At 45.5% G+C, this 26,519-nt stretch carries 20 protein-coding genes and 1 tRNA gene; 13 read left to right on the forward strand and 8 right to left on the reverse strand.

The genetic code is table 11. The annotated features are described in order from the left end of the window. Positions 1–307 precede the first annotated feature (307 nt). From carA to greA, 3 genes are all read left to right on the forward strand, one after another. Positions 308–1,483 carry a glutamine-hydrolyzing carbamoyl-phosphate synthase small subunit gene (gene carA, locus ACO0KW_RS05060; protein ID WP_423051242.1) on the forward strand — a complete coding sequence of 392 codons (1,176 nt, stop codon included), beginning with the start codon at positions 308–310 and terminating at the stop codon, positions 1,481–1,483. Then, positions 1,476–4,694 (forward strand): carbamoyl-phosphate synthase large subunit, encoded by a 3,219-nt coding sequence (gene carB / locus ACO0KW_RS05065; protein WP_423051244.1) that lies wholly within the window; start codon positions 1,476–1,478, stop codon positions 4,692–4,694. The genes carA and carB overlap by 8 nt, the downstream gene beginning before the upstream one ends. A 175-nt stretch (positions 4,695–4,869) precedes the next feature. Beyond that, positions 4,870–5,346 (forward strand): transcription elongation factor GreA, encoded by a 477-nt coding sequence (gene greA, locus ACO0KW_RS05070; protein ID WP_186920596.1) that lies wholly within the window; start codon positions 4,870–4,872, stop codon positions 5,344–5,346. 151 nt (positions 5,347–5,497) lie between these two features. Here greA and ACO0KW_RS05075 read toward each other — a convergent pair whose 3' ends face one another. Further along, positions 5,498–6,004, reverse strand: a complete 507-nt coding sequence (locus ACO0KW_RS05075) for a YhbY family RNA-binding protein (RefSeq protein WP_423051247.1) — start codon at positions 6,002–6,004, stop codon at positions 5,498–5,500. 32 nt (positions 6,005–6,036) lie between these two features. Here ACO0KW_RS05075 and ACO0KW_RS05080 point away from each other — a divergent pair, with 32 nt between their 5' ends. From ACO0KW_RS05080 to ACO0KW_RS05100, 5 genes are all read left to right on the forward strand, one after another. Further along, on the forward strand, positions 6,037–6,681 hold the full coding sequence (locus tag ACO0KW_RS05080; protein WP_315481169.1) for an RlmE family RNA methyltransferase: 645 nt from the start codon (positions 6,037–6,039) through the stop codon (positions 6,679–6,681). 199 nt (positions 6,682–6,880) lie between these two features. Beyond that, on the forward strand, positions 6,881–8,761 hold the full coding sequence (gene ftsH, locus ACO0KW_RS05085; protein WP_423051979.1) for an ATP-dependent zinc metalloprotease FtsH: 1,881 nt from the start codon (positions 6,881–6,883) through the stop codon (positions 8,759–8,761). 83 nt (positions 8,762–8,844) lie between these two features. Continuing rightward, positions 8,845–9,723, forward strand: a complete 879-nt coding sequence (gene folP, locus ACO0KW_RS05090; RefSeq protein WP_423051981.1) for a dihydropteroate synthase — start codon at positions 8,845–8,847, stop codon at positions 9,721–9,723. 52 nt (positions 9,724–9,775) lie between these two features. Next, positions 9,776–11,113 (forward strand): phosphoglucosamine mutase, encoded by a 1,338-nt coding sequence (gene glmM, locus ACO0KW_RS05095; protein WP_423051250.1) that lies wholly within the window; start codon positions 9,776–9,778, stop codon positions 11,111–11,113. Between the two features lie 110 nt (positions 11,114–11,223). Then, positions 11,224–11,300: transfer RNA gene (locus tag ACO0KW_RS05100), tRNA-Arg, on the forward strand. A gap of 137 nt (positions 11,301–11,437) precedes the next feature. Here ACO0KW_RS05100 and ACO0KW_RS05105 read toward each other — a convergent pair. After that, entirely contained in the window at positions 11,438–11,857 is a 420-nt protein-coding gene (locus tag ACO0KW_RS05105; RefSeq protein ID WP_423051252.1) for an organic hydroperoxide resistance protein, read from the reverse strand. Between the two features lie 283 nt (positions 11,858–12,140). Further along, on the reverse strand, positions 12,141–12,596 hold the full coding sequence (locus ACO0KW_RS05110; RefSeq protein ID WP_423051254.1) for a MarR family winged helix-turn-helix transcriptional regulator: 456 nt from the start codon (positions 12,594–12,596) through the stop codon (positions 12,141–12,143). Positions 12,597–12,857: 261 nt separating this feature from the next. Between ACO0KW_RS05110 and ACO0KW_RS05115 the strand changes: the two genes are divergently transcribed. Together ACO0KW_RS05115 and ACO0KW_RS05120 are read left to right on the forward strand one after the other, a co-directional pair. Further along, complete coding sequence (locus ACO0KW_RS05115) at positions 12,858–14,573, forward strand: hypothetical protein (RefSeq protein WP_423051256.1); 1,716 nt, start codon at positions 12,858–12,860, stop codon at positions 14,571–14,573. 243 nt (positions 14,574–14,816) lie between these two features. Next, complete coding sequence (locus ACO0KW_RS05120; RefSeq protein WP_423051258.1) at positions 14,817–16,160, forward strand: MATE family efflux transporter; 1,344 nt, start codon at positions 14,817–14,819, stop codon at positions 16,158–16,160. Between the two features lie 72 nt (positions 16,161–16,232). Here the strand turns inward: ACO0KW_RS05120 and ACO0KW_RS05125 are convergent, their stop codons facing one another. The 5 genes from ACO0KW_RS05125 to ACO0KW_RS05145 all read right to left on the reverse strand — a co-directional run bounded on the left by ACO0KW_RS05125 (position 16,233) and on the right by ACO0KW_RS05145 (position 22,238). Beyond that, positions 16,233–16,685, reverse strand: a complete 453-nt coding sequence (locus ACO0KW_RS05125) for a hypothetical protein (protein ID WP_423051260.1) — start codon at positions 16,683–16,685, stop codon at positions 16,233–16,235. 8 nt (positions 16,686–16,693) lie between these two features. Then, positions 16,694–18,100, reverse strand: coding sequence for an FAD-binding oxidoreductase (locus tag ACO0KW_RS05130; RefSeq protein ID WP_423051262.1), 1,407 nt, complete (start codon positions 18,098–18,100; stop codon positions 16,694–16,696). A 16-nt stretch (positions 18,101–18,116) separates the two neighbouring features. Then, a complete protein-coding gene (locus tag ACO0KW_RS05135; RefSeq protein WP_423051264.1) occupies positions 18,117–18,515 on the reverse strand; it encodes a DUF2069 domain-containing protein in 399 nt (132 codons plus the stop codon). After that, the gene (gene wrbA, locus ACO0KW_RS05140) at positions 18,512–19,108 is read right to left on the reverse strand and encodes an NAD(P)H:quinone oxidoreductase (protein WP_423051266.1); all 597 of its coding nucleotides are present in this window, start codon (positions 19,106–19,108) and stop codon (positions 18,512–18,514) included. The genes ACO0KW_RS05135 and wrbA overlap by 4 nt, the downstream gene beginning before the upstream one ends. A 70-nt stretch (positions 19,109–19,178) precedes the next feature. Next, positions 19,179–22,238, reverse strand: coding sequence for a glycosyltransferase (locus ACO0KW_RS05145; protein WP_423051268.1), 3,060 nt, complete (start codon positions 22,236–22,238; stop codon positions 19,179–19,181). Positions 22,239–22,511: 273 nt separating this feature from the next. Between ACO0KW_RS05145 and ACO0KW_RS05150 the strand changes: the two genes are divergently transcribed. From ACO0KW_RS05150 to ACO0KW_RS05160, 3 genes are all read left to right on the forward strand, one after another. Continuing rightward, entirely contained in the window at positions 22,512–23,753 is a 1,242-nt protein-coding gene (locus ACO0KW_RS05150) for a YihY family inner membrane protein (protein ID WP_423051270.1), read from the forward strand. A gap of 612 nt (positions 23,754–24,365) precedes the next feature. Then, positions 24,366–25,673 carry an isocitrate lyase gene (gene aceA, locus ACO0KW_RS05155; RefSeq protein WP_423051272.1) on the forward strand — a complete coding sequence of 436 codons (1,308 nt, stop codon included), beginning with the start codon at positions 24,366–24,368 and terminating at the stop codon, positions 25,671–25,673. A gap of 154 nt (positions 25,674–25,827) precedes the next feature. Next, positions 25,828–26,511 carry a phosphoribosylanthranilate isomerase gene (locus ACO0KW_RS05160; protein WP_423051274.1) on the forward strand — a complete coding sequence of 228 codons (684 nt, stop codon included), beginning with the start codon at positions 25,828–25,830 and terminating at the stop codon, positions 26,509–26,511. The last annotated feature ends 8 nt before the right edge of the window (positions 26,512–26,519 follow it).

Below are 26,519 nucleotides of genomic sequence, written 5' to 3' on the forward strand. Positions count from 1 at the left end.
AACACTGGGCAAATTTCTTGCGAAATTCTTTAGTTGCTCGCTTAGTTTGCGCAATTGAATCGCTGCTAAAAAACGAAAAGTACTTTTTGGAAATAATTTGGCGATTGCCTGAGGGGCTCGTTTGCGCTATAATTCGAGGGTTTAGCTTATTCAAATCTCGTCGTAGCGCATATCCAAAAAATCACTCTCTACTTTGATTGTTTCTCATTCTCCGGATAGCGCTCTGTTATTGAAGCGGTGTTCTGAGAACAGCAAGTAACGATCGATGTTTGGGCGCGCAACGGCGGTAACACTACAGGAGTTGCCCTTGCTGCCCATTCCGCAGTCCTTAAGTACCAATCCCGATACCGTCGCTATTCTTGCCCTCGCTGATGGCACGATTTTTACGGGCGTATCCATTGGCGCCTCCGGTCATACGATCGGTGAAGTTGTTTTCAATACCTCCATGACTGGTTATCAAGAAATCTTGACTGACCCTAGTTATAGTTCCCAAATCGTCACTTTGACTTATCCTCACATCGGCAATACCGGTGTGAATGCGGAAGACGTCGAATCTGATAAAATTCATGCCGCTGGTTTGATCATCAAAGATTTGCCTTTGCTGGTGTCGAATTTCCGATCTGAGCAGACTTTGTCTGATTATCTGAAATCACAAAACATCGTTGCAATCGCGGGTATCGATACGCGCAAATTGACACGTATCTTGCGTGAAAAAGGTGCGCAGGGCGGTGCGATTTTGGTTGGTAAAGATGCTGCAAAAGCATTAGAGCTGGCGAAGTCTTTTCCAGGTTTGTCCGGTATGGATCTGGCGAAAGTGGTTTCTGTGTCCCAGTCCTACGAATGGACAGAAGCCGAATGGAAGCTCGGTCAAGGTTACGGCCAATTAAGTAATCCCCAATTCCACGTGGTGGCTTTTGATTTCGGCGTCAAGCGTAATATCTTGCGCATGTTGGTAGAGCGCGGTTGCAAAGTTACCGTATTGCCAGCGCAATCGACGGCGGCAGATGTTTTGGCATTAAATCCTGATGGTGTGTTCTTGTCTAATGGTCCAGGCGACCCACAGCCATGTGATTACGCGATCGCAGCGGCTAAAGAATTGATCGGAAAAGGTATTCCGACTTTTGGTATTTGCTTGGGCCATCAGATTATGGCTTTGGCGTCTGGCGCAAAAACTTTGAAGATGAAGTTTGGCCATCATGGTGCGAACCATCCAGTACAAGATCTCGATACCAAGCAAGTGTTGATCACATCGCAAAATCACGGTTTCGCAGTGGATGCTGCATCATTGCCAGATAACTGCCGTGTTACCCATGTGTCTTTGTTCGACGGTTCTTTGCAAGGTTTTGCCCGCACGGATAAGCCAGCATTTTGTTTCCAAGGTCATCCTGAAGCTTCACCAGGTCCGCATGATATTGCCTACCTGTTTGACCGTTTCACGTCACTGATGAAGACCGCAAAGTTGGAGAAGAACACAAATGCCTAAGCGTATAGACATAAAAAGTATTTTGATTATCGGCGCTGGTCCTATCATCATTGGTCAGGCTTGCGAGTTTGATTATTCTGGTGCACAGGCTTGTAAAGCTTTGCGCGAAGAAGGCTACAAAGTCATTTTGGTGAACAGTAATCCTGCAACCATCATGACTGATCCAGAAATGGCCGATGTCACATACATTGAGCCGATTACTTGGCAAGTGGTGGAACGCATCATCGCCAAAGAACGTCCTGATGCAATCTTGCCGACCATGGGTGGCCAGACTGCATTGAACTGTGCTTTGGATTTACATAAGCATGGCGTGCTCGAAAAGTATAAATGTGAATTGATCGGTGCTTCCCCTGAAGCGATCGATAAGGCGGAAGATCGTTCTAAGTTTAAAGATGCGATGACCAAAATTGGTCTGGGTTCTGCGCGTTCTGGCGTGGCTCACAGCATGGAAGAATCATGGGCTGTGCAAAAGACAGTCGGCTTCCCAGTCATTATTCGTCCATCTTTCACAATGGGCGGCACTGGCGGCGGTATTGCCTACAATGAAGAAGAATTTGAAACGATTTGCAAACGCGGTTTAGAAGCGTCACCAACCAATGAGCTATTGATTGAAGAATCTTTGATCGGTTGGAAAGAGTACGAGATGGAAGTCGTACGCGATAAAGCAGATAACTGCATCATCGTTTGCTCGATCGAAAACTTAGACCCGATGGGCGTGCATACAGGTGACTCGATCACAGTCGCGCCAGCACAAACTTTGACCGATAAAGAATATCAAATCATGCGTAACGCCTCACTGGCTGTGTTGCGTGAAATTGGTGTGGATACTGGCGGTTCCAATGTACAATTCTCTATCAATCCTGCCGATGGTCGCATGATCGTGATTGAGATGAATCCACGTGTGTCTCGTTCTTCTGCGTTGGCGTCAAAAGCAACAGGTTTCCCAATCGCGAAGATTGCGGCGAAACTGGCGGTTGGTTTTACACTCGATGAATTGCGTAACGAAATTACTGGCGGTCAAACGCCAGCATCGTTTGAGCCATCCATCGATTACGTTGTGACCAAAATTCCGCGTTTCACTTTCGAAAAATTCCCGCAAGCGGATAATCGCTTGACGACGCAGATGAAATCAGTTGGCGAAGTGATGGCAATCGGCCGTACTTTCCAAGAGTCCTTCCAAAAAGCATTGCGCGGTTTGGAAGTTGGCGTTGATGGTATGAATGAAAAAACCACCGACCGCGAAGTTTTGGAAAAAGAACTCGGTGCGCCAGGTCCAGATCGTATCTGGTATGTCGGTGACGCATTCGCGCAAGGCTTTACCATGGAAGAAGTGCATCAGCTGACGCGCATTGATCCATGGTTCTTGGCGCAAATCAAAGACATCATTGATATCGAATTGTGGTTGGAAACACAGTCCTTAGATGCTATCGATAAAGACTTGTTGTTGAAGCTGAAGAAAAAAGGATTCTCTGATCGTCGCTTGGCAAAACTCTTGAAATCGACTGGCACAGCACTTCGTGAAAAACGTATCGCTTTGAATGTTCGTCCAGTCTATAAGCGTGTTGATACATGTGCAGGCGAATTCGCAACGAAGACCGCCTACATGTATTCCACTTATGAAGATGAGTGTGAATCTGCTCCGACAGATAAGAAAAAAATCATCGTCTTGGGTGGTGGTCCAAACCGTATCGGTCAAGGTATTGAATTCGATTACTGCTGCGTCCATGCAGCATTCGCGATGCGTGAAGATGGTTACGAAACGATTATGGTTAACTGTAATCCAGAAACCGTTTCCACTGATTACGACACATCCGATCGTTTGTATTTCGAACCACTGACGTTGGAAGATGTTCTGGAAATTGTTGATCTGGAAAAGCCAGTTGGCGTGATCGTGCAGTACGGCGGACAAACCCCATTGAAATTGGCGTTGGAGTTGGAGGCGAATGGCGTACCAATTATCGGTACATCACCAGACATGATCGATGCAGCAGAAGATCGTGAACGCTTCCAGAAAATGTTGCATGAATTAGGTTTGCGTCAGCCACCAAATCGTACCGCACGTACTGAAGATGAAGCGATCGCTTTGGCGCAAGAAATCGGTTACCCGCTCGTGGTTCGTCCGTCCTATGTTTTGGGTGGTCGTGCGATGGAAATCGTCCATGAACAACGCGATCTGGAGCGCTATATGCGTGAAGCGGTCAAAGTGTCACACGATTCCCCAGTATTGTTGGATCGCTTCTTGAATGATGCGATTGAAGTCGACGTTGATTGTTTGTCTGACGGCACGCGCACTTTCATCGGCGGCGTGATGGAACATATTGAACAAGCTGGCGTACACTCTGGTGACTCTGCTTGTTCATTGCCACCATACTCCTTGAAGCAAGCAACGATTGATGAATTAAAACGTCAAACCAGCTTGATGGCAAAAGGTTTGAACGTGGTTGGCTTGATGAACGTGCAGTTCGCGATCCAACAAAAAGATGGTGAAGACGTTGTGTACGTGTTGGAAGTCAATCCTCGTGCATCGCGTACTGTACCTTATGTTTCTAAGGTCACCGGTTTGCAATTGGCGAAAATCGCAGCGCGTTGCATGGTCGGTCAGTCTTTGGATTCTCAAGGCATTTACAAAGAAGTGATTCCATCGTATTTCAGTGTCAAAGAGGCTGTATTCCCATTCGTGAAGTTCCCAGGTGTCGATACGATTTTGGGGCCTGAAATGAAATCGACTGGTGAAGTCATGGGTGTTGGCAAGACTTTCGGTGAAGCCTTTGTTAAGTCTCAATTGGGCGCGGGTGTTAAATTACCTAGATCCGGTAAAGTGTTCTTGACGGTGAAAAATGCCGATAAGCCACGTGCAATTAACATTGCTAAGAATCTGGTAGCGATGGGCTTTGAATTGGTCGCCACCAAAGGTACTGCAGCCGCTATTTCGGCTGCAGGTGTGACTTGTGCTTCCGTGAACAAAGTTGCGGAAGGCCGTCCACACGTGGTCGATCTGTTGAAAAACCGTGAAGTAGTGATGGTCATCAATACCGTTGAAGAAAAACGCAATGCGATCGCTGATTCTCGTTCGATTCGCGTGTCTGCTTTGGCGTCTGGTGCAACGACCATTACGACGATTGCAGGTGCGGAAGCTGCAGTAGAGGGTATGCGTCATCTGGATGAATTGCATGTCTATGATTTACAAGGTCTGCATAAGTCTTTACACTAAGCGCAATTCTGCGAAATCCTGGCTAACAGGAAATCGCACACCGAGAGGTCACAATCAACAATGAGTCATCATTGTTCTTGTGACCTCTCTACTTTTAGGCATGATGGCAATCCATCTTGTTTTTTTAACTTGGGATTTTATCCCTGTATTTTTTACTTGAATATTGTAGATAGCTATGAGTACAGTACCCCTGACTAAATTTGGTGCAGAATTGCTCAAGCAAGAGTTGCACAAATTAAAGACCAAAGAACGTCCAGACGTGATTAACGCGATTGCAGAAGCGCGTGCGCAAGGCGATTTGTCTGAAAATGCGGAATATGACGCAGCTAAAGAGCGTCAAAGTTTTATCGAAGGTCGTATTGCTGAACTCGATGGCAAATTGAGCGCAGCACAAATTATTGATCCTACCGAATTGGACGCAGAAGGCCGCGTAGTCTTTGCGGCAACCGTGCAATTGGAAGATTTAGAAAATGGACAGAAAGTTCAGTATCAAATCGTCGGTGAAGATGAAGCCGATTTGAAATTGAATAAAGTATCCATCACTTCACCTATCGCTCGTGCCTTAATTGGTAAGTATGCGGGTGATGTGGTAGGTGTACAGGCGCCAGCTGGCGTGCGTGAGTATGAAATTTTGGATGTGTTGTACATCTAAATTTCGTAAAGCAGTTCGTTGGTCTATGATCAGCAAGAAGTGCTGACAGACACTGAAAACTGTCAAAAAAATGGGGCGCAAGTTTGCGCCCCTCTTTGATAATAACTAACCTAATTTATGCGCTAGTTGAAGCTAGCCAAAGAGGTCGAACTTAGTCTCTGCCAGTTTTCTTGACGCTGGTTTGACGTGGTTTAGCACGTTTGATCGTGCCACCTTGGGTTACGCGTTCATTGCCTTTGACTAAAACTTTAGAAACAGATGGTTTTTTCGTGCCACTTGCGCTAGGCTTCACAATAGTCACTTCACGCAAACCTTTGCCACGTTTTACAAATTTTGTTTCTTTAATACCGTCGATCTTTGGACGATAGATTACCAATAATTTACCTATGTGTTGAACTGGTTCGGCATCGAGTTCTTCGCAAATTGTGTCGTACATTGCCACGCGTGCTTCACGATCATCACCAAAGACGCGAACCTTGATTAATCCGTGAGAATTCAGGCTGGCATCAATTTCTTTCTTTACTGCCGGTGTGAGCCCAGCTTCACCGATAATAACGATAGGTTTGAGGCCATGCGCTTCAGCACGTAATTCACTACGTTCAGCTGGTGTGAGTTTTGATTTTGGTTTGATTTTTGCAGTTGATGCGTCGTTTGACATATAAATTCCTTTAAAAGCAGTATTTTACGCCAATGGCCAAGAATAAATTCAATCAAAATTGGGTTCACGATCATATTAATGATCCTTATGTGAAATTAGCACAAAAAGAGGGCTATCGCTCACGGGCTGTTTATAAGCTCAAAGAAATCGACGAAACCGAAAAATTGATCAAATCTGGTCAGATTATCGTCGATTTGGGCGCAACACCGGGTAGTTGGTCGCAATATGTCAGAAATAAATTAGCTGGCAAAGAGGGGGGCGGCATTCTTGGTGAAATCTATGCGCTGGATTTGCTTGAGATGGAGCCGATCGCTGACGTCAATTTTATTCAGGGCGACTTCCGTGAAGAAGACGTCTTATCCCAGCTAGAAGCTAAGTTGCATGGGAAAAAAGTCGATGTTGTGTTGTCGGATATGGCACCTAACCTATCCGGAAATGCAACCGTAGATGGTGCACGTGTTGAATACATTATTGAATTGGCAGTTGAGTTTGCGAAGGCGCATTTAAAACCCAACGGCGCTCTGTTGGTAAAATGCTTTCATGGTACTAGCTACAATACCTTAGTGACTTTATTCAAAAATGAATTTACCACCGTTGCAAATAAAAAACCAAAAGCCAGTAAAGACAAATCATCTGAGATATTTTTGTTAGGAAAAGGCTTGAAACATCCTACATGATGAGGAAATAAGTGAAATAAATTGATATTTCACCTGTTTTACTCTTGATAATTGTCAATCGCGCCAGCATATCTTGTCCAGCAAGCTGTATTCAATGCGAGTAGAATAAACATTTACCAGTGCCAGTATTTTCGCGCGTCATTTTACCCGCGACTTTTTGTGCAAGATATGCACCTGAGGAGTTTTTGTGAATAATTCAATGTTAACCAAAATTGCAATGTGGGGCGCAGTCCTCTTGGTGCTCTTTATGGTGTTCAATAAATTCGATAGTAAGAATTTGGCGGCCGGTGCTGTCTCCATGCCTTACTCGCAATTTTTGGATGAAGTGCGTGCCAAACGCATTAAAGAAGCCATCATTGATGACAGTAGCCGCACTGTCATCGCGACTACCATAGATGACAAGAAAATCAAGTCCCAATTGACGATCTTTGATAAAGGCCTGGCAAAAGATCTGGTTGATAACGGTATTAAATTTGATAGCAAACCACCAGAAGAGCCATCATTAATCGGTCAGATTTTGATGTCTTATGGTCCGATGTTGCTCTTGATTGCTGTGTGGATTTTCTTCATGCGCCAAATGCAAGGTGGCGGTAAAGGTGGTGCTTTCTCATTCGGTAAATCTAAAGCGCGCATGTTGGATGACACCAATAATCATGTCACTTTTGCGGATGTTGCTGGTTGCGATGAAGCGAAAGAAGAAGTTAGTGAAGTCGTTGATTTCTTGAAAGACCCAAGCAAATTCCAAAAACTCGGTGGACGTATCCCACGCGGTGTTTTGATGGTGGGACCACCAGGCACTGGTAAAACTTTGTTGGCACGTGCGATTGCGGGTGAAGCAAAAGTGCCTTTCTTCACTATTTCTGGTTCTGATTTCGTTGAAATGTTCGTCGGTGTTGGCGCATCTCGTGTACGCGATATGTTCGACAATGCAAAGAAACATTCACCATGTATTATTTTTATCGATGAGATCGATGCGGTTGGTCGTCATCGTGGTGCTGGTATGGGTGGCGGCAATGATGAGCGCGAACAGACATTGAATCAAATGCTGGTGGAGATGGATGGTTTTGAACCTAACTCCGGTGTGATTGTTGTCGCTGCGACTAATCGAGCAGATGTATTGGATAAAGCTTTATTGCGCCCAGGTCGTTTTGATCGCCAGGTGACTGTTAGTTTGCCAGACATTCGCGGTCGCGAGCAGATTCTCAATGTGCACATGCGCAAGGTACCTATTGCACCAGATGTCCGAGCGGATATATTGGCTCGTGGTACCCCAGGTTTCTCTGGTGCTGACTTGGCCAATTTGGTCAATGAATCGGCCTTGTTCGCTGCACGTCGCAATAAGCGTTTGGTAGAGATGCAAGATTTCGAAGATGCGAAAGACAAGATCTACATGGGTCCTGAACGTAAATCTATGGTCATGCGTGAAGATGAACGTCGTAACACGGCTTATCACGAGTCAGGTCACGCGGTAGTGGCAAAATTATTGCCGACCAGTGATCCAGTACATAAAGTAACGATCATGCCTCGCGGAAGCGCGTTAGGATTAACTTGGTCATTGCCTGAACACGATCAGTTAAGTGATTACAAGGATAAGATGTTGGATAAAATTGCGATGCTTTTTGGTGGCCGTATCGCTGAAGAAATTTTTGTCGGTCAAATGTCGACTGGTGCTTCAAATGATTTTGCACGTGCGACGAAGATGGCGCGTGCAATGGTCACTCGCTTTGGTATGTCGGATAGTCTTGGCGTTATGGTGTACGAAGACGAGCAAGAGAGTGGATATTTCGGTGGGTCATCGAAAACTATCTCTGAAGCGACACAACAAAAAGTCGATAATGAGATTCGTCATATTTTGGATACTCAATATGCGATTGCAAGACGCTTACTTGAGGAAAATCGTGACAAAGTTGAAGTGATGACGAAAGCATTGCTTGAATGGGAAACCATTGATGCTGAGCAGATCAACGACATTATGAATGGTGTAGAACCGCATCCACCAAAGTCATTTAAAGCAACGCCTAAGTCATCTTCAGATACGCCACCAGGCGGTGTAACACCGAATGCAACGGCACCTGCCTAAGTCTTAAGAAATTGAATTAGTCTACGGGGGTGAGGAGAAATCCTCACCCTTCATTTTTAGAGCGATCGCTTAATGACATGATGATGCTGACACCGTATTTTGAATGTGGAAGATATCGTTTTCCGATGAAAGTGGCGAACACCAATGCGGTTAAAACGGTATTTAAACCACTGGTGATGGGGATTTTGAATATCACCCCAGATTCGTTTTCAGATGGCGGAAAATTTCAATCCTTAGATCATGCAATCACTCACGCTGAGCAAATGATAGAGGATGGTGTTGATATCATCGATATCGGTGGCGAATCAAGTCGCCCCGGCGCTACACCTTTACCCTTGGATGAAGAATTAAAGCGCGTGATTCCACTGATCTATGCATTACGCGACTGTGGTAAGCCGATATCGATTGATACTTACAAACCAGAAGTGATGCGTGAAGCGATTATCGCTGGTGTCGATATGATTAACGATATTCGCGGTTTTGCTTCGCCAGAAGCGCGTGTGGTTGTCGCAGACAGTGATGTTGGCTTGTGTGTCATGCACATGCAAAAGTCGCCTGAGGTGATGCAACAGCAACCAAGCTATCAAAATGTAACGCAAGAAGTCATCGCATTTCTACGTGAACGTTGTGATCAATTGGTTGCTGCAGGTGTAGAAAAAAATCGCCTAAGTATTGATCCCGGTTTTGGCTTTGGAAAAAATTTGGAGCACAATATTGAGCTCATGCAAAATATCAGTTTTATACAAGAACAATTAGGTTTGCCTTTATTGGCCGGTATTTCACGTAAGAACATGATCGGAATCATCACGGGTAAGCCTGTAGAACGTCGTATGGCTGGAAGTCTTGCCGCTGCGCTCGCGGCGATGGCGCAAGGTGCCCGTATTGTACGTGTGCATGATGTCGCAGAAACCGTCGATGCGATACGTGTTTGGCAGGCTGTCAATACTAGTAAAGCAAGGTAAGAGTAATCAACTCTGTGCAGTCATCCCAATAAAAAAATAAGAAAGGAAAAACATGTCTCGAAAATATTTTGGTACCGATGGTATTCGTGGCAAAGTTGGTGTAAGCCCAATCACCCCTGATTTTGTTATGCGTCTCGGTTACGCTGCAGGTAAGGTGCTGGCGCAGTTGGATACGGCCACCCATGCAAGACCAACGGTTCTGATCGGAAAAGACACCCGTGTGTCTGGCTATATGCTGGAGGCGGCATTGGAAGCTGGTTTTGCAGCTGCAGGTGTAGATGTGATGTTGTCAGGACCGATGCCGACACCAGCTATTGCGTATTTGACTCGCGCCCTGCGTTTGTCTGCCGGTGTAGTGATTTCGGCTTCGCACAATCCCTATGATGACAATGGCATTAAATTTTTCTCCGCTCAAGGCACTAAACTACCTGATGACGTCGAACTCGCGATCGAAGCCGAGCTCGACAAAGAAATGCAATGCGTCAGTTCGGACAAGTTAGGTAAGGCAAAGCGCCTCGGTGATGCGAATGGCAGATACATTGAATTTTGCAAGAGTACCTATCCGAATGAACTCGATTTACGTGGCCTAAAAATTGTAGTGGATTGTGCTCATGGAGCAGCTTACGATATAGCACCGCATGTTTTTCATGAGCTTGGTGCAGAAGTTATCGCAATTGGTAATCAACCAAACGGTTTTAATATTAACGATAAATTCGGCGCAACCGCACCAGAAGCTTTATCTTTAGCAGTTCGGGCGAACCATGCTGATTTAGGTATCGCATTAGACGGCGATGCGGATCGCCTTTTAATGGTCGATAGGAATGGCAAGATTTATGACGGTGATCAACTTTTATATCTGATGGTGCTGGATCGCATGGCAATTGGTCCCGTCGCAGGAGCGGTTGGTACCTTAATGACCAATATGGCGGTCGAACTTGCGTTTAGAGACTTAGGCGTCGGTTTCATTCGCGCCAAGGTCGGTGATCGTTATGTGTTGGAACAAATGCAGCAACAAGGATGGCTCTTGGGTGGTGAGGGCTCAGGTCATTTACTTTGTCTCGATAAGCACACGACAGGGGATGGTATTGTTTCTGCATTACAGGTTTTGTCTGCATTAAAACGTAATGGCAAGTCTTTAGATCAATGTTTTGAAAATCTAAAGCTCTTCCCACAGGTATTGATCAATGTCCGTGTAACGCCAGGTTTCGATTGGCAAAGTAATGCAGTAATGGTTGCAGAAAAAACTCAGGTCGAAAAGGAATTGGCAGGGCAGGGACGAGTATTGATACGCGCTTCTGGAACTGAGCCATTAATTCGAGTCATGGTAGAGACTTCGGATGCTGATGTTGCTCAAAAAATGGCGCGTCGCTTAGCTAGTTGCATTAGCTAATTTTTCTGCAAATTAGGAATCATTCTTGAAGTTAGCAGCGATACCCTGTAATATGCGTCCTTCTCATTTTCAGTGCGTTGGTAAATTATTGAACGGCTAAAAATGTGTGTGCGTCGGTAGCTCAGTTGGATAGAGCAATGCCCTTCTAAGGCATGGGTCGGGGGTTCGAACCCCTCCCGACGCGCCAATTGAATCTAAAGAAAAAGGATTGCCTGCCAAGCGGGCAATCCTTTTTTTGTAAGTGCGTCCGAATTGCGCATTTGATGAAAATCGAGATTTGTAAGTCTATCCGCTAATACTATCAACGTCCGAACTTACCCAAACTTACGCTAATTTTAAATCAACTTCGATGTTGCCTTTTGTGGCGTTTGAATACGGGCAAACCTCATGTGCTTTGTTGATGATAGTTTCCGCCACGCTGCGATCAAGTCCTGGTAGTGAAACTGTCAAACTTACTTTTAAGCCAAATCCACCCTGTCCGTTTGGACCTATTCCGACTTCACCGGTCACGCTAGTGTCGGCGGGTAGGGCTTGTTTTGCCGCCGAGGCTACAACTTTCATCGCGCCAATAAAACAGGCTGAATAGCCCGCTGCAAATAATTGTTCCGGGTTGGTGCCACTGCCGCCAGATCCACCAAGTTCTTTCGGCGTACTCAAGCTGATGCTCAAGCGTTGGTCGTCACTATCGGCGCGACCTTCGCGGCCACCTGTTGCTGTTGCTCGTGCGGTATAGAGAACTTGCATCGTATTTCCTTTGTAAATTAAGTTTTAGAGATTGAATTTTCACGCCACAACACTTGTGTAATGCGATAATTTACATATTAGTGCACAATTTAATTGTGCGCAATCTATAATGCTAATTATATTTCTATGGACGTGATAGGAATAATTAATTGCCAAACTCCGCTGAATTTTGTGTTGGATAAGTGGCTGTGATTAAGTTGATTTTCTAAGATTTCGATTATCAGTGCAGTCTACTAAATGCCAATTTAAACACTCATCTATTGCGTAAATTGAGAAGCAAAAGTTAATCGTTGACGTGGAGTACATTGCGTATTTGTTGAAGTTGATTACGGAGCTCAGAGAGTTGATCAGGGTCTTGTCCGCTCGCGCAAAGGATCTTCTGTGGTATTTCCTCCGCAGATTTCTTCAAACCACGTCCTATCGCAGTCAACTGAATACGCACTTGACGCTCATCTAGAGGATTACGTTGGCGTGAAATAAACTGACTAGCTTCCATCCGCTTTAATAGTGGCGTCAGCGTGCCTGAATCCAGGAAAAGAGCTTCACCGATGTCCTTCACTAGGATATCGTCATTTTTCCAAAGTACCAGCATCACCAAGTACTGAGGATAAGTCAGTCCAAGTTCATCCAATAAGGGTTTATAGGTTTTGGTCAAAGCATGAGATGCTGAATATAGGGCGAAACAAAATTGGCTGTCTAGGGCGAGGAGGTCATTCCGTGAGCCGGTAGTTTTTTTCATGGTGAAATAGCTTTAAGTTTCAAAAAAAATATGCGTGCAGTTGTAAGACTTTATCATTTTGTCGAAGGTAATCACAAAAGTTTGACTCAGCAAATTGTAATTCATGTAATCTAAGAAATTATTTCGATGATGTTATCGATTAAGTCCTCACTTGTTCGCACATTCAGTTTGTAAATGCCATTGATTGCCTTTTTGTAAATTACAAATGGTTGGGCGAATTGATGCAGACTTGTACATCCATTCTTGAAGTTAGGAAATTTTATGCGTAATAGTCATCCTTCACTATTGATCAAGCGAGTAACAATTGCTGCCGCCATGTTCGCGGTTGGTGCTTGTACTTTGATACCATTTCAGATCGATCAAAAAGCAAGCGCACCTAAATTGGATGGCTTCGGTGGAAATAGTCTTTGGCCGTCTCAAGCGAACGAAGCAGCTCGTGCTTTGTTTGCGCAAGGCATGGGTCAGGTGTATGGGTTTAATGGTGTGGAGGCGATTCGCGCTTTCAAAGCGGCGTTGGCGCAAGATCCACAATGTGGCTTGTGTGCATGGGGTGTTGCCTATGAAATGGGTCCTAATATCAATAATCCTCAACGTGGCGATTTGACCGAAGCATTACGTTATGTTGAATACGCACTTAAGCATAGTCAAAATGCCTCTGAGCGTGATCGTGCCTTGATTGAGTCTTTGGCCTTGCGTTATGCGCATGGCAGCGTAGCACGCGATGTAGCCCCCTTATTGGGAGAAGTTTGCGCGGTTGCTGGCGGCGGGGGCGCAGAGCGCGCAAATCCGTTAGATGTTGCTTATGCTGAGCGTATGCAACAGCTGGCCGATCGCTTTCCAGACGATGCCGATGTCTTGGCGATTTATGCAGAAGCTGAGATGGTGGCAACCACCGCTGATTGGTGGGACAGAAAAACCGGACAGGCCGCAGGAAAAATCGGTGATTTAGCGAACCGATTAGAGACAGGTTTGCAAAAGTTTCCAAATCACACTGGCCTCAATCACTACATGATTCACAGTGTCGATGCTGTACAGGTCGCTGGCCGAGCGGTTGCTGCAGCTGATCGCCTGGGTCAACTCGCACCCAAATCACCACATCTTTTACATATGCCTTCGCATACCTACTCCCAAGTAGGACGATACGCCGACGCAACGCGAGTGAATCAACTGGCTGTATCTGCTGATGAAGCAATGATGGTCGAATTGAAGAAGCAAAATTTTTCTGTTTCGTCTGACTGGCGTGGGCATAATCGTCATTTTCAATGGTATGGGGCTTTGATGGAAGGTCGTGGTGATTTGGCTTTAGAAACTGCGCGCGCAGCAGCGCAACATTCCAAAGGTGATCACACCTTCGGCGAGTACACGCGTAGTTTGCCGATGCTGACTTTGCTCTATTTACAGCGCTGGGATGCATTGCAAAAAGAAGCAATGCCGACGGGTGGCAAGGGCGTTGCAACAGTATTGGGAGAAATGTCACACGGAATCGCTTTTGCTCGTACTGGACAAATTGAGCCGGCTAAGGCAGCGTTGTCACGACTAGAGCCCGCAGCTGAGGACCTCATCAAAAAGAACGCGGGTAACGATTATTTTGCTAAATTAATTCGCAGTATCATCAAGACTGCACAGTACCAATTACGTGCGGAACTAGCATTGGCTGAAAATCGTGGGGACGATGCTCTCTTGTTTCAATCCCAGGCGGCCGATGCAGCCTATGATGCAGAAGGTACAGAGCCGCCGACTTTAGCTGGCGGACCCTTGCGCAGGTTAGGGCAAATGCAAGTACAAACCAAAGCTTATGCCGCTGCGGAGCAAAGTTTTAAGAAAGACCTCAGTGAGCATCCTCATAGTGGTTGGTCTTTGCAAGGTTTGAACGCTGCATTACTGGGACAAGGAAAGAAGAGCGAAGCGCGGCTTGTGATGACTGATTTAGAAAATAATTGGAAGTTGGCTGATCCGCAGTTGCGTTCAATTTATTAGTCCATATTTTTAACGTTAGGTGCAGGATCGTGGCGGATTAGTAACTCCGCCATTTTATATTTAAGGCGGTAGTAACATCACTTTAGATCGGTCGTAACCGATCGTAATATGGGCAGTGTTTCTAAGATTTTCCTTAGAAATATTGTCTTACATTGCTCAATTCTGAACGCAATCAAATACTTGAGTCAGCAGACAGCATACAAAACAGCGATGGAAAAATAATGATAAAACAAAAGAAAGCCTATGCGTGATCTGACGCAAGGATCCATCCCAAGGCATATTCTGGCAATGGCAGCACCAATCGGCATTGGTATGTTGGTGCAGACACTTTATTTCTTCGTGGATCTGTATTTTGTTGCTGGTTTAGGCGATGCCGCTTTGGCTGGTGTCAGCTCAGCTGGTCTTTTGAACTTCATTGTGATGGCTTTAACGCAGATGTTAAGTGTGGGTGCTGTCACCTTAATTTCACATGCGGTTGGTCGCAAAGATCAGCCGGAAGCGAATATGGTGTTCAATCAAACCATTGTCTTGTCGACAATCTGTGGCATATTTACTTTGTTCGCTGGTTATCTGCTAGGACCAGTTTATATGTCATCGCTGGGGGCGAATCAAGCTACGATCGAAGCAGGTAATACTTTTATTCGATGGCTTGTTCCAGGACTTGCTTTGCAATTTGCGTTGGCAGCAGCCGGTGGGGCTTTGCGTGGTACAGGTGTTGTAAAGCCCGCCATGGTGGGGCAGATGTTGACGGTCCTAGTCAACATTATTTTAGCGCCTGTATTGATTGCAGGATGGGGAACAGGGCACGCTATGGGCATTGCGGGTGCTGGTCTTGCTACTTCCATTGCGTCCCTGGTAGGTGTCTTAATCATGCTGGTGTATTTCGCTAAACTTGAACATTATGTCGCCTACCATGCGGGGTCTTTACGTCCTGATTTTGCAATTTGGAAACGGATGTTGAATGTTGGCTTACCTGCCGGTGCTGAGTTTTTGTTCATGTTCATTTTTATGGCAGTGATTTATTCCATCATCAAAGATTTTGGTGCTGCGGCGCAGGCGGGATTTGGTTTGGGCTCTCGCGTCATGCAAGCAATTTTTTTGCCCATCATGGCGATCTCATTTGCGATAGCGCCAATCGCAGGGCAGAACTTTGGGGCTAGGTTGCCGCAGCGCGTCCGCGACACCGTCTGGAAAGCGATTTGCATCGAGAGTGTAATGATGGTCAGCTTGACCTTGATTTGCCAAATTGAGCCACGCTGGTTTGTGCATTTCTTCTCACAAGATGAGGCAGTCGTCGTGGTAGGAGCTGAATTTCTTCAGTTGATATCGTGGAATTTTGTCGCGTCAGGGATTATTTTCGCTTGCTCAGGTATGTTTCAAGCATTGGGCAATACTTGGCCTTCATTAATTAGTATGGGAACGCGGATGATTTCCTTCGTGATTCCAGCCCTATGGTTGTCACATCAGCCTGGATTTAAGATTGTCCATGTCTGGTATTTATCCGTGGCGACCGTGACTTTGCAGGCATGTATCAGTCTCGCTTTGTTGCGGTGGCAATTGAAGAAAAGTCTTCGGTCAATGGAATAGTTGGTGTTTGCTAAGCTTCATCATGTGATGGGGCCAGATTTGGACGGTGTAGAACATCCAATCTTGCAGATACTAGTTTTTACAAACCAAATCTGCTTTTTCTTCAGCACGCTTAAGCTTTTGTCTGGCTTTCATTTCTGCTTTGGGCTGTGTATTTTTCAAGTCTTCTTTGGCCCATTTCGTTTGTAATTGTTTTGCCTCGCAACGCTTTCTGGCACCGGCCGCCTGGTTGGCAAGGTGGCGATTAATTGCATCTTGTTTAGCATCGTCTTGATGACGCTTTTTTTCGAGTTTACTCAATGTCTTAAGGCGTTGTTGGTGCGCATTTTGCGCGGCATGTTGTTCTTGTTCTGAGGGACGAATGGTCTTGATGTCGATCGCAGTCGAAGTGCCACCTCTACAGGGAATTTGACTAAAAATTGTTTTGCCATTTTCTTGACATTTATAAGCGGGGGTGTCCGCAGTTGCAGAGCGAAAATTTAAGTTCAAGCTCAAAAATAGCATCATCGACACAAAAAATTTCATGGGTTGTCCTATAATATTTTTCCTGGGTTCATAATGTTGTGTGGATCTAATGCTTGTTTGATCGCACGCATTAGTTTGATTTCCACTGGCGATTTGTAGCGCAGTAATTCTTGTTTTTTGAGTGTGCCTATGCCATGTTCTGCAGAGATCGAGCCGCCAAACTGATCTGTTTTATCGTGCACGATACGATTGATTTCAGCGTGATGTTCTAAGAAGCTATCTTGATCTGTGCCGCATGGCGGTGAAACGTTGTAATGTAGATTCCCATCACCGAGGTGGCCAAAAGTGACCATGCGGCTCGCGGGAAAAGCCAGCTGTAGCGCGGCATCCGTATCTTGTACGAAATTGGGAATTTGTGAAATTGGTATCGAAATATCGTGTTTAATATTTTTACCTTCTTTTGCTTGCGCTGCGGAAATTGATTCACGAAGCGCCCAGCAATTCTTTGCTTGTGCAATTGAGTTCGCGACTACCGCGTCTTCTACTAAGCCATGTTCAATTGCTGTTGTAATCAAGTGTTCTAACAACTGTTTAGTCACTTGTTCATTGTCATAAGTAGATAGTTCTAACAAAACATAAAAACGTCTGGCTTGCTGAAAAATTCTTTGGTATTGCGGGAAGTGTTGATGAACCAGTTCTAAGCTCAACTGATTGATTAATTCAAATCCAGTCAGATTTGCATGGCATTGTTGTTTAGCTAAATGTAATAGCGCTACAGCTTGCACAATGCTATTGATGGCGATGAAGGCCGTCCCTTGACTGATTGGTTTCGGATACAGCTTTAAAACTGCGCCCGTAATGATTCCCAATGTGCCTTCAGCACCGATCAATAAATCGCGTAAATCGTAACCAGAATTGTCTTTGCGTAAGCCACGCAAACCATGCCAGATATCGCCATCTGCAGTCACAACTTCCAGTCCCAAACACAGTTCACGTGTGTTGCCATACCTTAGTACTGCTGTGCCACCAGCATTGGTAGATAAATTGCCACCTATTGTGCAACTACCTTCAGACGCCAGCGATAATGGAAAAAGAAAATCTGCCTGTTCTGCCGCAATTTGAATTGCCTCAAGTAAGCATCCGGCATCTACCGTGATGGTGCTATTTGCCGTGTCAATTTCACGGATTTTGTTTAAACGTTGTAATGACATGACGACTGCAGTACCCGACTGGTCGGGGATGCTACCTAACACTAAGCCAGTGTTTCCGCCTTGCGGTACGATTGGCACTTGGTATTCTGCGCATAGCTTCACCAGTTGCGCGACTTGTTCAGTATTCGCTGGTCTAAGAACTGCCAAACATTGTCCAGTGGCGCGTTGTCGCCAATCTTGCAGATATGGTGCTTGTTTTGCAGGTTCATGCAAAACATAGTCTTCGCCAATAACTGCATTGCAAAGGTTCAGAAAGTTTTGCATAGGTTATTTATCTTTTTTAGTTCGATGCTGAAGAATTAGTTTCTGCTTTTTTCTTAGCGGCTTTAGCGATTTTTTTGTAGGGTCGCACGTAATAAATGGCGCTGATAAAAAACAGCACACTAAAGACGATTTCTAAACCCGCCAAGCCGCGTGAAATCAATTCAGCATCTCCCATCGCTCTGACCACACCTTCCATAAAATAGAACATGATAAACATCGATGACCATTGTAATGTATAAATATTTTTTTGCAATACTCCGCGAAGGGGAAACAATAAGGGCAATACTTTTAACACCCAGATTGAACCACCGGGTTTATACGGTGCTAACCACATTTCCCAAGCGATGCAGAGAAAAATCAGGCAAATTAAGCTAGTACTTGCCAGGCGATGAAATAGAGTCGGTGATTGTGTCATTTTGTTTGTAACTTCAAAGCGGTTTCAGCTAGGCGCTTACCAAGTGCGATGCTCAGCGTGCGAGAGTCTTCAGTCATCGGTAGTTTGCCATCCAAACCTGACCAGTGCGTCGCGCCATATGGGCTTCCACCCGATTTGGTCGCCATTAATTCTGGATGACTATAAGGTAAACCCAAAATCAACATACCGTGATGCAGCAGCGGTAACATCATTGATAGTAAAGTCGATTCCTGCCCTCCATGTAAACTTCCGGTGGAGGTGAAGACGCAGGCAGGTTTGCCACTTAAGGTACCCGACACCCAATCGGCTGCGGTGCCATCCCAAAAATATTTCATTGCTGAAGCCATATTGCCAAAGCGGGTTGGCGAACCGAGTGCCAAACCAGCGCATTCCTTAAAATCATTCAACTCGACATACGGCGCACCGCTGTCCGGTATCGCTGATTCTGTCGCCTCCGTCACAGTTGATATAGCAGGTACAGTGCGCACGCGTGCCTCACACCCTGCGACACTATGAATACCTTGGGCGATCAGTTGTGCTAATTGCCTGGTGCTGCCATGGCGGGAATAATAAAGTACTAAAATCGGAGTCATAACGGTATCCAAAGATATGTAAAGTTTTTCTGGCTAAAACAAACTCAAAGCGTGTTCGTACTGTATCTACTTATTTAGGCATCATCTGGTGCTTGATGAAGCTTAGGCGTTGTTGAATTCGTTTTCCGATCGCTGCAGGACTGTATTCCTCCAACATCGTTTGACGTGCTGCGTGTGAAATTCTGTCATAAAGCGCTCGATCGTTTACCAGTTCCAGCATGAGGTGCGAAGCATGCGCTGCATCTGGCTCCGCCCAAGTTTGCCCTGCCTTATACACGCCGACATCTTTGCGGATTTTTACCAGTTTGAAATTGACAGGGAGTGAATTGTCCTGGCGCATAAACTCGGTGTTTCCAGACCAATTTGTGGCGATGACCGGTTTCCCTAAAAACATGGCTTCTGCCGGACCTAATCCATAACCTTCAGAGCGGTGCAAGGAAATCAGCGCATCGCAAACAGACTGCAAATCATAAACTTCTTGTCGGCTTAATGTCTGGTTGATCCAGATAATGTCTCGGCGTCCTTGCAGGCGTTCTTGCAATACTTTCATATCCTGTACATGATGTTGTGCATTTTGAGTTTTGATCACTAAAATCGCTCGCTCATTGTCGGTGCCGAATGCCTGCTCAAACGCATCTAAGCTAGCTTGCGGATTTTTTCGCTCTTGATACGAGGAAAAGTCGTACATCATCAAAAATAGGAATTTATCTTCCGGCAAATTGAAATAGTCGCGACGAGCATTCGCGGACAATGAAAATTGAATTGCATGCGGTATGCGAATGACGGGCACTGGTGAATGTTTCGCAATCGATTCTTGCACAAAACCAGTTGGCACCCAGACCTCATCAAGCTGATCAAATCCAGCACGATGCTCGGCCAGCATTTCTGGTAATTCCCAGTGCCAAAAACCAATGTTGTATCGACCAAAAAAATGACTAGGTAATTGCATTTCGGCTTCCGGCATTTGATCCGCATTGATATGGAAGACGTTCACCTCATGCGCAATGTCGGTCACGATTTTTTTCTCAACAGTGCTGTCGTCAGTACGGCTCAGATTATTGCGATTAAAATCGATCACGACATAGGGTATGTCGCTGGCTGTAAGTGCTCCAGCAAACTGCCGTAAAGATTGTCCAACGCCATGCTCTGATCTGGCATAGCCAATTAAATTGATGCCGGGTACAGCGACTTCGGTCGCAGCATCTCTTTGCATTTGTTCTGGACTGAAAATGGTGCGCGATCCCAAGCTTAACTCACATAGCTGAAATGAGAGTTCACGGCTATCTTCATTGATACCTAAGGTTTTTGGTACAAAGCTACAAGACGGGGTCAGATATAAAGTTGCGGGCCAACGTGTAGGTAAGTTTTGCAATTCAATATCGATGCACGAATCGAACTCAATATCTTTTATCACAATTTCTTGCTTAGGCAGTTCGTCGAAGCCCACGCTGATCGTTAAGTCGCGGGCACCTGACGCTAATTCGACAAGCTTTGGATGATGTATGCCACGCAGACTTAATACAGGCGTGTCGTTTTGATCGATCAAAAATCGGGCTTGCTTACCTACCCACCATGCGGTTTGTTGATTATCAAAATAAATGCCAGAAAATTTCTGTTTTAATTTGCGACTTCGTATTTTGCGCGCAGGTTTATTTAATTCAATGGCAACATGCGCCGAATTAAGCGGATCTAATTTGGCCGATTTATTGGGGGGGAATCCTAATTTGTTTGCCCAACGAGACGCTCGGAATTGTGCATAACCTAAACGGCAAAAATCTAGTGGATTGTTGATTTTTTGGTACTGGCTGATTCGTTCATGACTGATTTTTCCACCGGTTGCGCGCCTATGTAGGAATACCAAACCACGTGCCCAAATAGTGGCTTTGTAGACCTGCAATACTTGCTCAGTTTGGTTAATGACGTCTTCAGTCTTGAGCATACTGCGTATAGGGCTGATAAAAACGTCAGGAATGCCGATTTCGACGGCGCCACCACCGACGAACCATTGACAGTAAGCTTGGCGGTGGCTGGTGAGTGGATGTGGAAATGCGCGTTGCAGATGCTGATGTTCCATCCAAACGGCACGCAAGATCACCGGTAAATCACCAGCTTCGCCATTGACAAAAAAATCGACTCCATCAAAAGGATTTTCACCTGCTTGGAATCGCACATCTTCATCTTCTCGATACAGGTAGCGTAGGGCATTTGGAATCGGTGTACCGTCCTTGAATTTGCCGAACGTATAAGGACGTTTTCTAAACTCACTTAAACCATGTGAAATGACCTTGTGCGCATAAGTAAGCGCCAAAGATTTAGCATCGCCGATGCTATCAATATCAAAGCGATTTTGATGTTTGGAAAACGGCTTAGGATGCAATGGATCAAACCCACTGAAATGGAAGAAGCGCAACGGTTTATCATTGACCAGATAATTGTCGCCTACTTTTTTCAACTGACGATGTGCAAGATTCCAGTAGGCAACGTTGTAACCTGGGTCGCGCAAGATAGCGAATTTGCCAAACATACCTGGTGCGAGATCTACCCATTTTTGATCTGTGAATAAACCACGTGCAGGATCGGATACTGCGCCATGCTCAAGCTTTTCTTCCCACCACTTAATAAAGGCATCTGACTCCGGTTGATTGCCGAGTGCCAAGAATCCTAAATTAAAGGAGCCTGCGCGCATGATATCTAATTCGGTAGGGGCAAATTGATCATGCAGCGGGGCGGTCAAATGCGGCGTGACGACTGCGGCTGCACCCTCGTGCAGTAGTTGTTCCACATCCGCCAAACGATCGACTACTAAAATATCTGGATCAATGTATACAATGTGGCTATAGCCAAGTTTCCTCAAATGCGAAAACATATAGGGCTTGATCGCTGTGTTGAGCTCCATAATTCCATAGCGGAACAGGAATTCATTCATCTTGGGAAGAGGTAAAGATTCGACCAAGACAGGCTGAAAGAGCTGATCGCCAAATGCGTCGACATCGTCGCAACGGTCGGCAAGGCCGACAAATCTGTCCCACTCTGGATGTGTTTGCGCCAACGACTCCATCAAGGTTTTTGCAAATGCACCGTAGTTGAGCGAAACGATGGTAAAGACCGCGGTTTTGTGATTGTTGTTCAAGGTAGTTTATCTAGCTATCAAAATGTAAGAAGGTAAGTGCATTATTGTTCACACTAGCTGCCGCAGCATGATACCTGATCCCGATCAGTGCTTGAAGACTTGGCAATCATGCCGTGAGTGATTTTCCGTGTGAATTTGCTCAAGTGAGCTGATTCAGGCATCTATCGGAACATATAGGCACACACAGGCATCCTAGCCAAGTAAAATACCGGACTTTATGCCAAGATGGTTTTTTAGGTTTTTGGCTTTCTTACACTTGGGAACGTGACATCAATGCGTGGATTAAGTTGGCCGCAAATAAAGAATTTAATTCAATTTGCTCTTCGTCGATTACAAGAAGTACGCTTGCCGCAAGTGGCAGGCAGCTTGACGTTTACGACAGTATTGGCCTTGGTGCCGATTTTGACGATAGGTTTAGCGATATTAACCGCTTTTCCTTTATTCACAGATTTTAAAGTGTCTCTTGAGGCTTACTTCACGCAAAGTTTAATGCCCAAGCAAATATCGACTACCGTCATGGGATATCTAACGCAGTTTGCTACCAAGGCGACACGGTTATCGGCAGTCGGTGGTGTGGTCTTGATGTTCACTGCTGTCGCTACGATGGCGATGATCGATAAGACGTTCAATCAAATTTGGCAGGTAAAGCGGTCAAGGCCCCTCGTGCAAAGGATAGTCGTCTATTGGGCAATCGTTACTTTGGGACCATTGCTCATTGGTATTTCCATGAGTGCGACTTCAAGTCTGTTTACTGCTACGAATGGCTTAATGAAAACGGTGCCCTTAATCGGCACTATCTTTTACACCGCAGTCTCGATTGCATTTACAACCGGTGCTTACACCTTGCTGTATCTGACTGTGCCGAATCGTCCCGTTGATTGGCGCGATGCCGCTTGGGGTGGGGTTTTTGCCGCTGTGGCGTTTGAAATTGCCAAGCGACTATTTGCAATCTTTATTAAGCAATTTCCAACTTATACAGTGATTTATGGCGCGCTAGCGGCGGTTCCGATTTTCCTGATTTGGATTTATTTATCCTGGCTAATTACTTTGGTAGGCGCCGTGATTGCGGCTTCGCTGCCGGTCGTCAAATTCGAGCGTTGGTGGCATGTTCCAGAGCCGGGTAGTGCATTTGAAGATGCGATGGCGGTGCTGCGCATTTTGATAATGGCACGGAATTCGGATGCAAATGCAGTGGTCGATGTATTGCAAGTTCGCAAGCACACACGTTTTGGTGTCGATGAAATCGAGGGGTTGTTAGAGAAAATGTTAGAGGCTGGTTGGGTTGCGCGTTTGACGAACGATGGCCCCGCTAGGAAACGTTCTTGGTGGCATAAGCACGATGCAGGGTCTGAACGGTGGGTATTGATCATGAACCCCGCAGCATTCACTTTGGCCGATGTGTATCGATTATTTGTATTTGATACGAAAGCAAATTCTCCACTAGCAAAACAAGTTCATCGTGTAATCGGCAACGGTATGTCCGAGAGTTTGTTTGATCATTTTCTATTGCGTTAGGACTTGTCCTCTGGAAGTTTTACCTCGCCAATAAATTTCGTTCAGTTGAATTCATCTCACCTTCATGTTATACCCGCCCGAGCGAGAACTGTGGCTTTATAGGTACCATCGTTTTAGAACGAAGAATGCAATATGGATAACTAGTGGACTGCTGCAGCTTCTCCCTATTCGCTACTCCCTGCACGGAGTTGATGCCGCTATGGTTCGAATTTAATTCAACGCTGTTCCACCTTGTCGTTTGATCTTAGTGTCAGTGATAGAAGAGGGGCTTTTAGCAAAAGCAAAGCGTTGCATTCCTCAATCATTAATATTATTCGGTCAAAGTCGATTCGAGATTATTTAATTTGGCAAATTCTACATGGTGAAATCACGATTTCACATCGTGAAATTCTATAGTGTGCCGCACCAAATATTTATTTCATTTGAAGGAAAGTCATTTCGTATCATGGAATGTAATGTATAAGTGTATGATTTTAATGTAAAAAATATTTCTCCTATGTCTTATATAAGACATTGTTGCGCTGCAAGGTTTGTCCTACTATAGATCTCAAGGACGAACACTTTTTTAAGCATTTATTTAAAAACCGCAGCAATCACAACAGGAGAACTACCATGACGCAGAAACTCACCCGCGAACAGCAAATTGCAGAAATCCAAAAAGACTGGGATACCAACCCACGTTGGATAGGTATTAAGCGCAACTACACCGCAGAAGATGTGGTTCGTTTGCGCGGCTCTTTGCAAGTTGAGCACACCATTGCTAAAACGGGCGCTTTGAAATTGTGGGACTTGGTCAATAACGAGCCATTCGTCAATGCACTCGGCGCTTTGACTGGTAATCAGGCGATGCAACAGGTTAAAGCGGGCTTAAAAGCGATTTACCTCTCCGGCTGGCAAGTGGCGGGTGATGCGAACGTGGCTGGTGAAATGTATCCAGATCAATCTTTGTATCCAGCCAATTCAGTACCTTTGGTCGTGAAACGTATTAACAACACGTTGACTCGTGCAGATCAAATTCAATGGTCAGAAGGCTCAGGGGATATTGATTATTTTGCGCCGATTATTGCCGATGCCGAAGCCGGTTTCGGTGGCGTCTTAAACGCGTTCGAACTGATGAAAGCCATGATCGAAGCGGGTGCTTCAGGCGTCCACTTTGAAGATCAATTGGCATCTGTAAAGAAATGCGGTCACATGGGTGGTAAAGTCTTGGTCCCAACGCGTGAAGCTGTAGAAAAATTGAACGCAGCACGTTTAGCTGCTGACGTCATGGGCACACACACAGTGTTATTGGCGCGTACGGATGCCGAAGCGGCTGATTTGATTACTTCAGATATTGATGATAACGACAAACCATTCTTGACGGGCGAGCGCACAGTTGAAGGCTTCTACAAAACGCATCCAGGCCTGCAACAGTCTATCTCTCGCGGTTTAGCTTACGCAGAATACGCGGACATGATTTGGTGTGAAACAGGCAAACCTGATCTGGCATTTGCCAAAGCCTTTGCCGATGCGATTCACGCCAAGTTCCCAGGCAAATTGTTGGCGTATAACTGCTCACCAAGCTTCAACTGGAAAAAGAATCTGGACGACGCAACGATCGCAAAATTCCAAAAAGAATTGGGTGCAATGGGTTACAAATTCCAATTCATCACCTTGGCAGGTTTCCATGCATTGAACTACGGCATGTTCAATTTGGCACACGGCTACGCGCGCCGCCAAATGTCAGCTTTTGTCGAATTGCAAGAAGCAGAATTTGCAGCGGCAGAGAAAGGTTTTACTGCAGTTAAACATCAACGTGAAGTCGGCACTGGCTACTTTGATGCGGTCACTCAAGTGATTCAACAAGGTCAGTCTTCAACGACGGCTTTGCATGGTTCTACTGAGGATGAACAGTTCTTTGATGCTAAAAAAGTGGCTTAAGTCTAGTTGGCATTTGTTTTGAAATAGAGCGGTAGCATCGAAAGATGCTACCGCTTTTTTTATTAATGGTGGGTTTTGGGGCGAAAAAAGGTCTGATAGGTTAGTATTTCGATTGAAGAATAATTGATAGTAAATCTTTTAAAGAATGTGCTTTATGCCTTTGTCTAAGAAAACTCGAACAAAAATCTGTGGAATTACGCTGCTGGAAGATTTGCTTGCTGTGGTCGATGCAGGCGCTGATGCCCTTGGTTTTGTATTTTATCCACCAAGCCCGCGTTACCTGACGCCTGAAGCTGCTGCTCCCTTGATAGCTGCGATGCCACCATTCGTGACCTCAGTCGGCTTGTTTGTGAACGCGAGCCTTGAGGAATTGCAAGCCGTCATCAAGCTGGCACCTATACAATTATTGCAATTTCACGGTGATGAATCAGCGTCAGAGTGCCATCTTCTCGCCAGTGCAGTGAACCGGCCTTTTATCCGAGCTTTTCGGGTAAAACCTGACACAAGTGCGGCAGATTTGTTAGAATGCGAAGCTGAATATCAAGCAGCGAGTCCATTATTTCAGGGCTTGTTGCTCGACACTTTCGTAGATAGTTTCGGTGGTAGTGGAAAGGTTTTTGATTGGTCTCTCATCCCAAAAGAACTCGCGCCTCGGGTCGTTTTAAGTGGTGGCTTGAGCGTACAAAACGCGACTGACGCAGTTGTGGGTGTACGGCCGTTTGCAGTGGATACCAGTAGTGGTGTCGAGCTGTCAAAAGGCGTGAAGGATGCAGCTAAGGTACTGGCATTTGTGCAAGCAGTGCGCTTGGCCGATAGCATGCAAGACAATCAGAACTAGTTTTCCAA

Origin of the sequence: Undibacterium sp. Ji22W, assembly GCF_049340305.1 — a bacterium.
Lineage (GTDB): Bacteria > Pseudomonadota > Gammaproteobacteria > Burkholderiales > Burkholderiaceae_D > Undibacterium.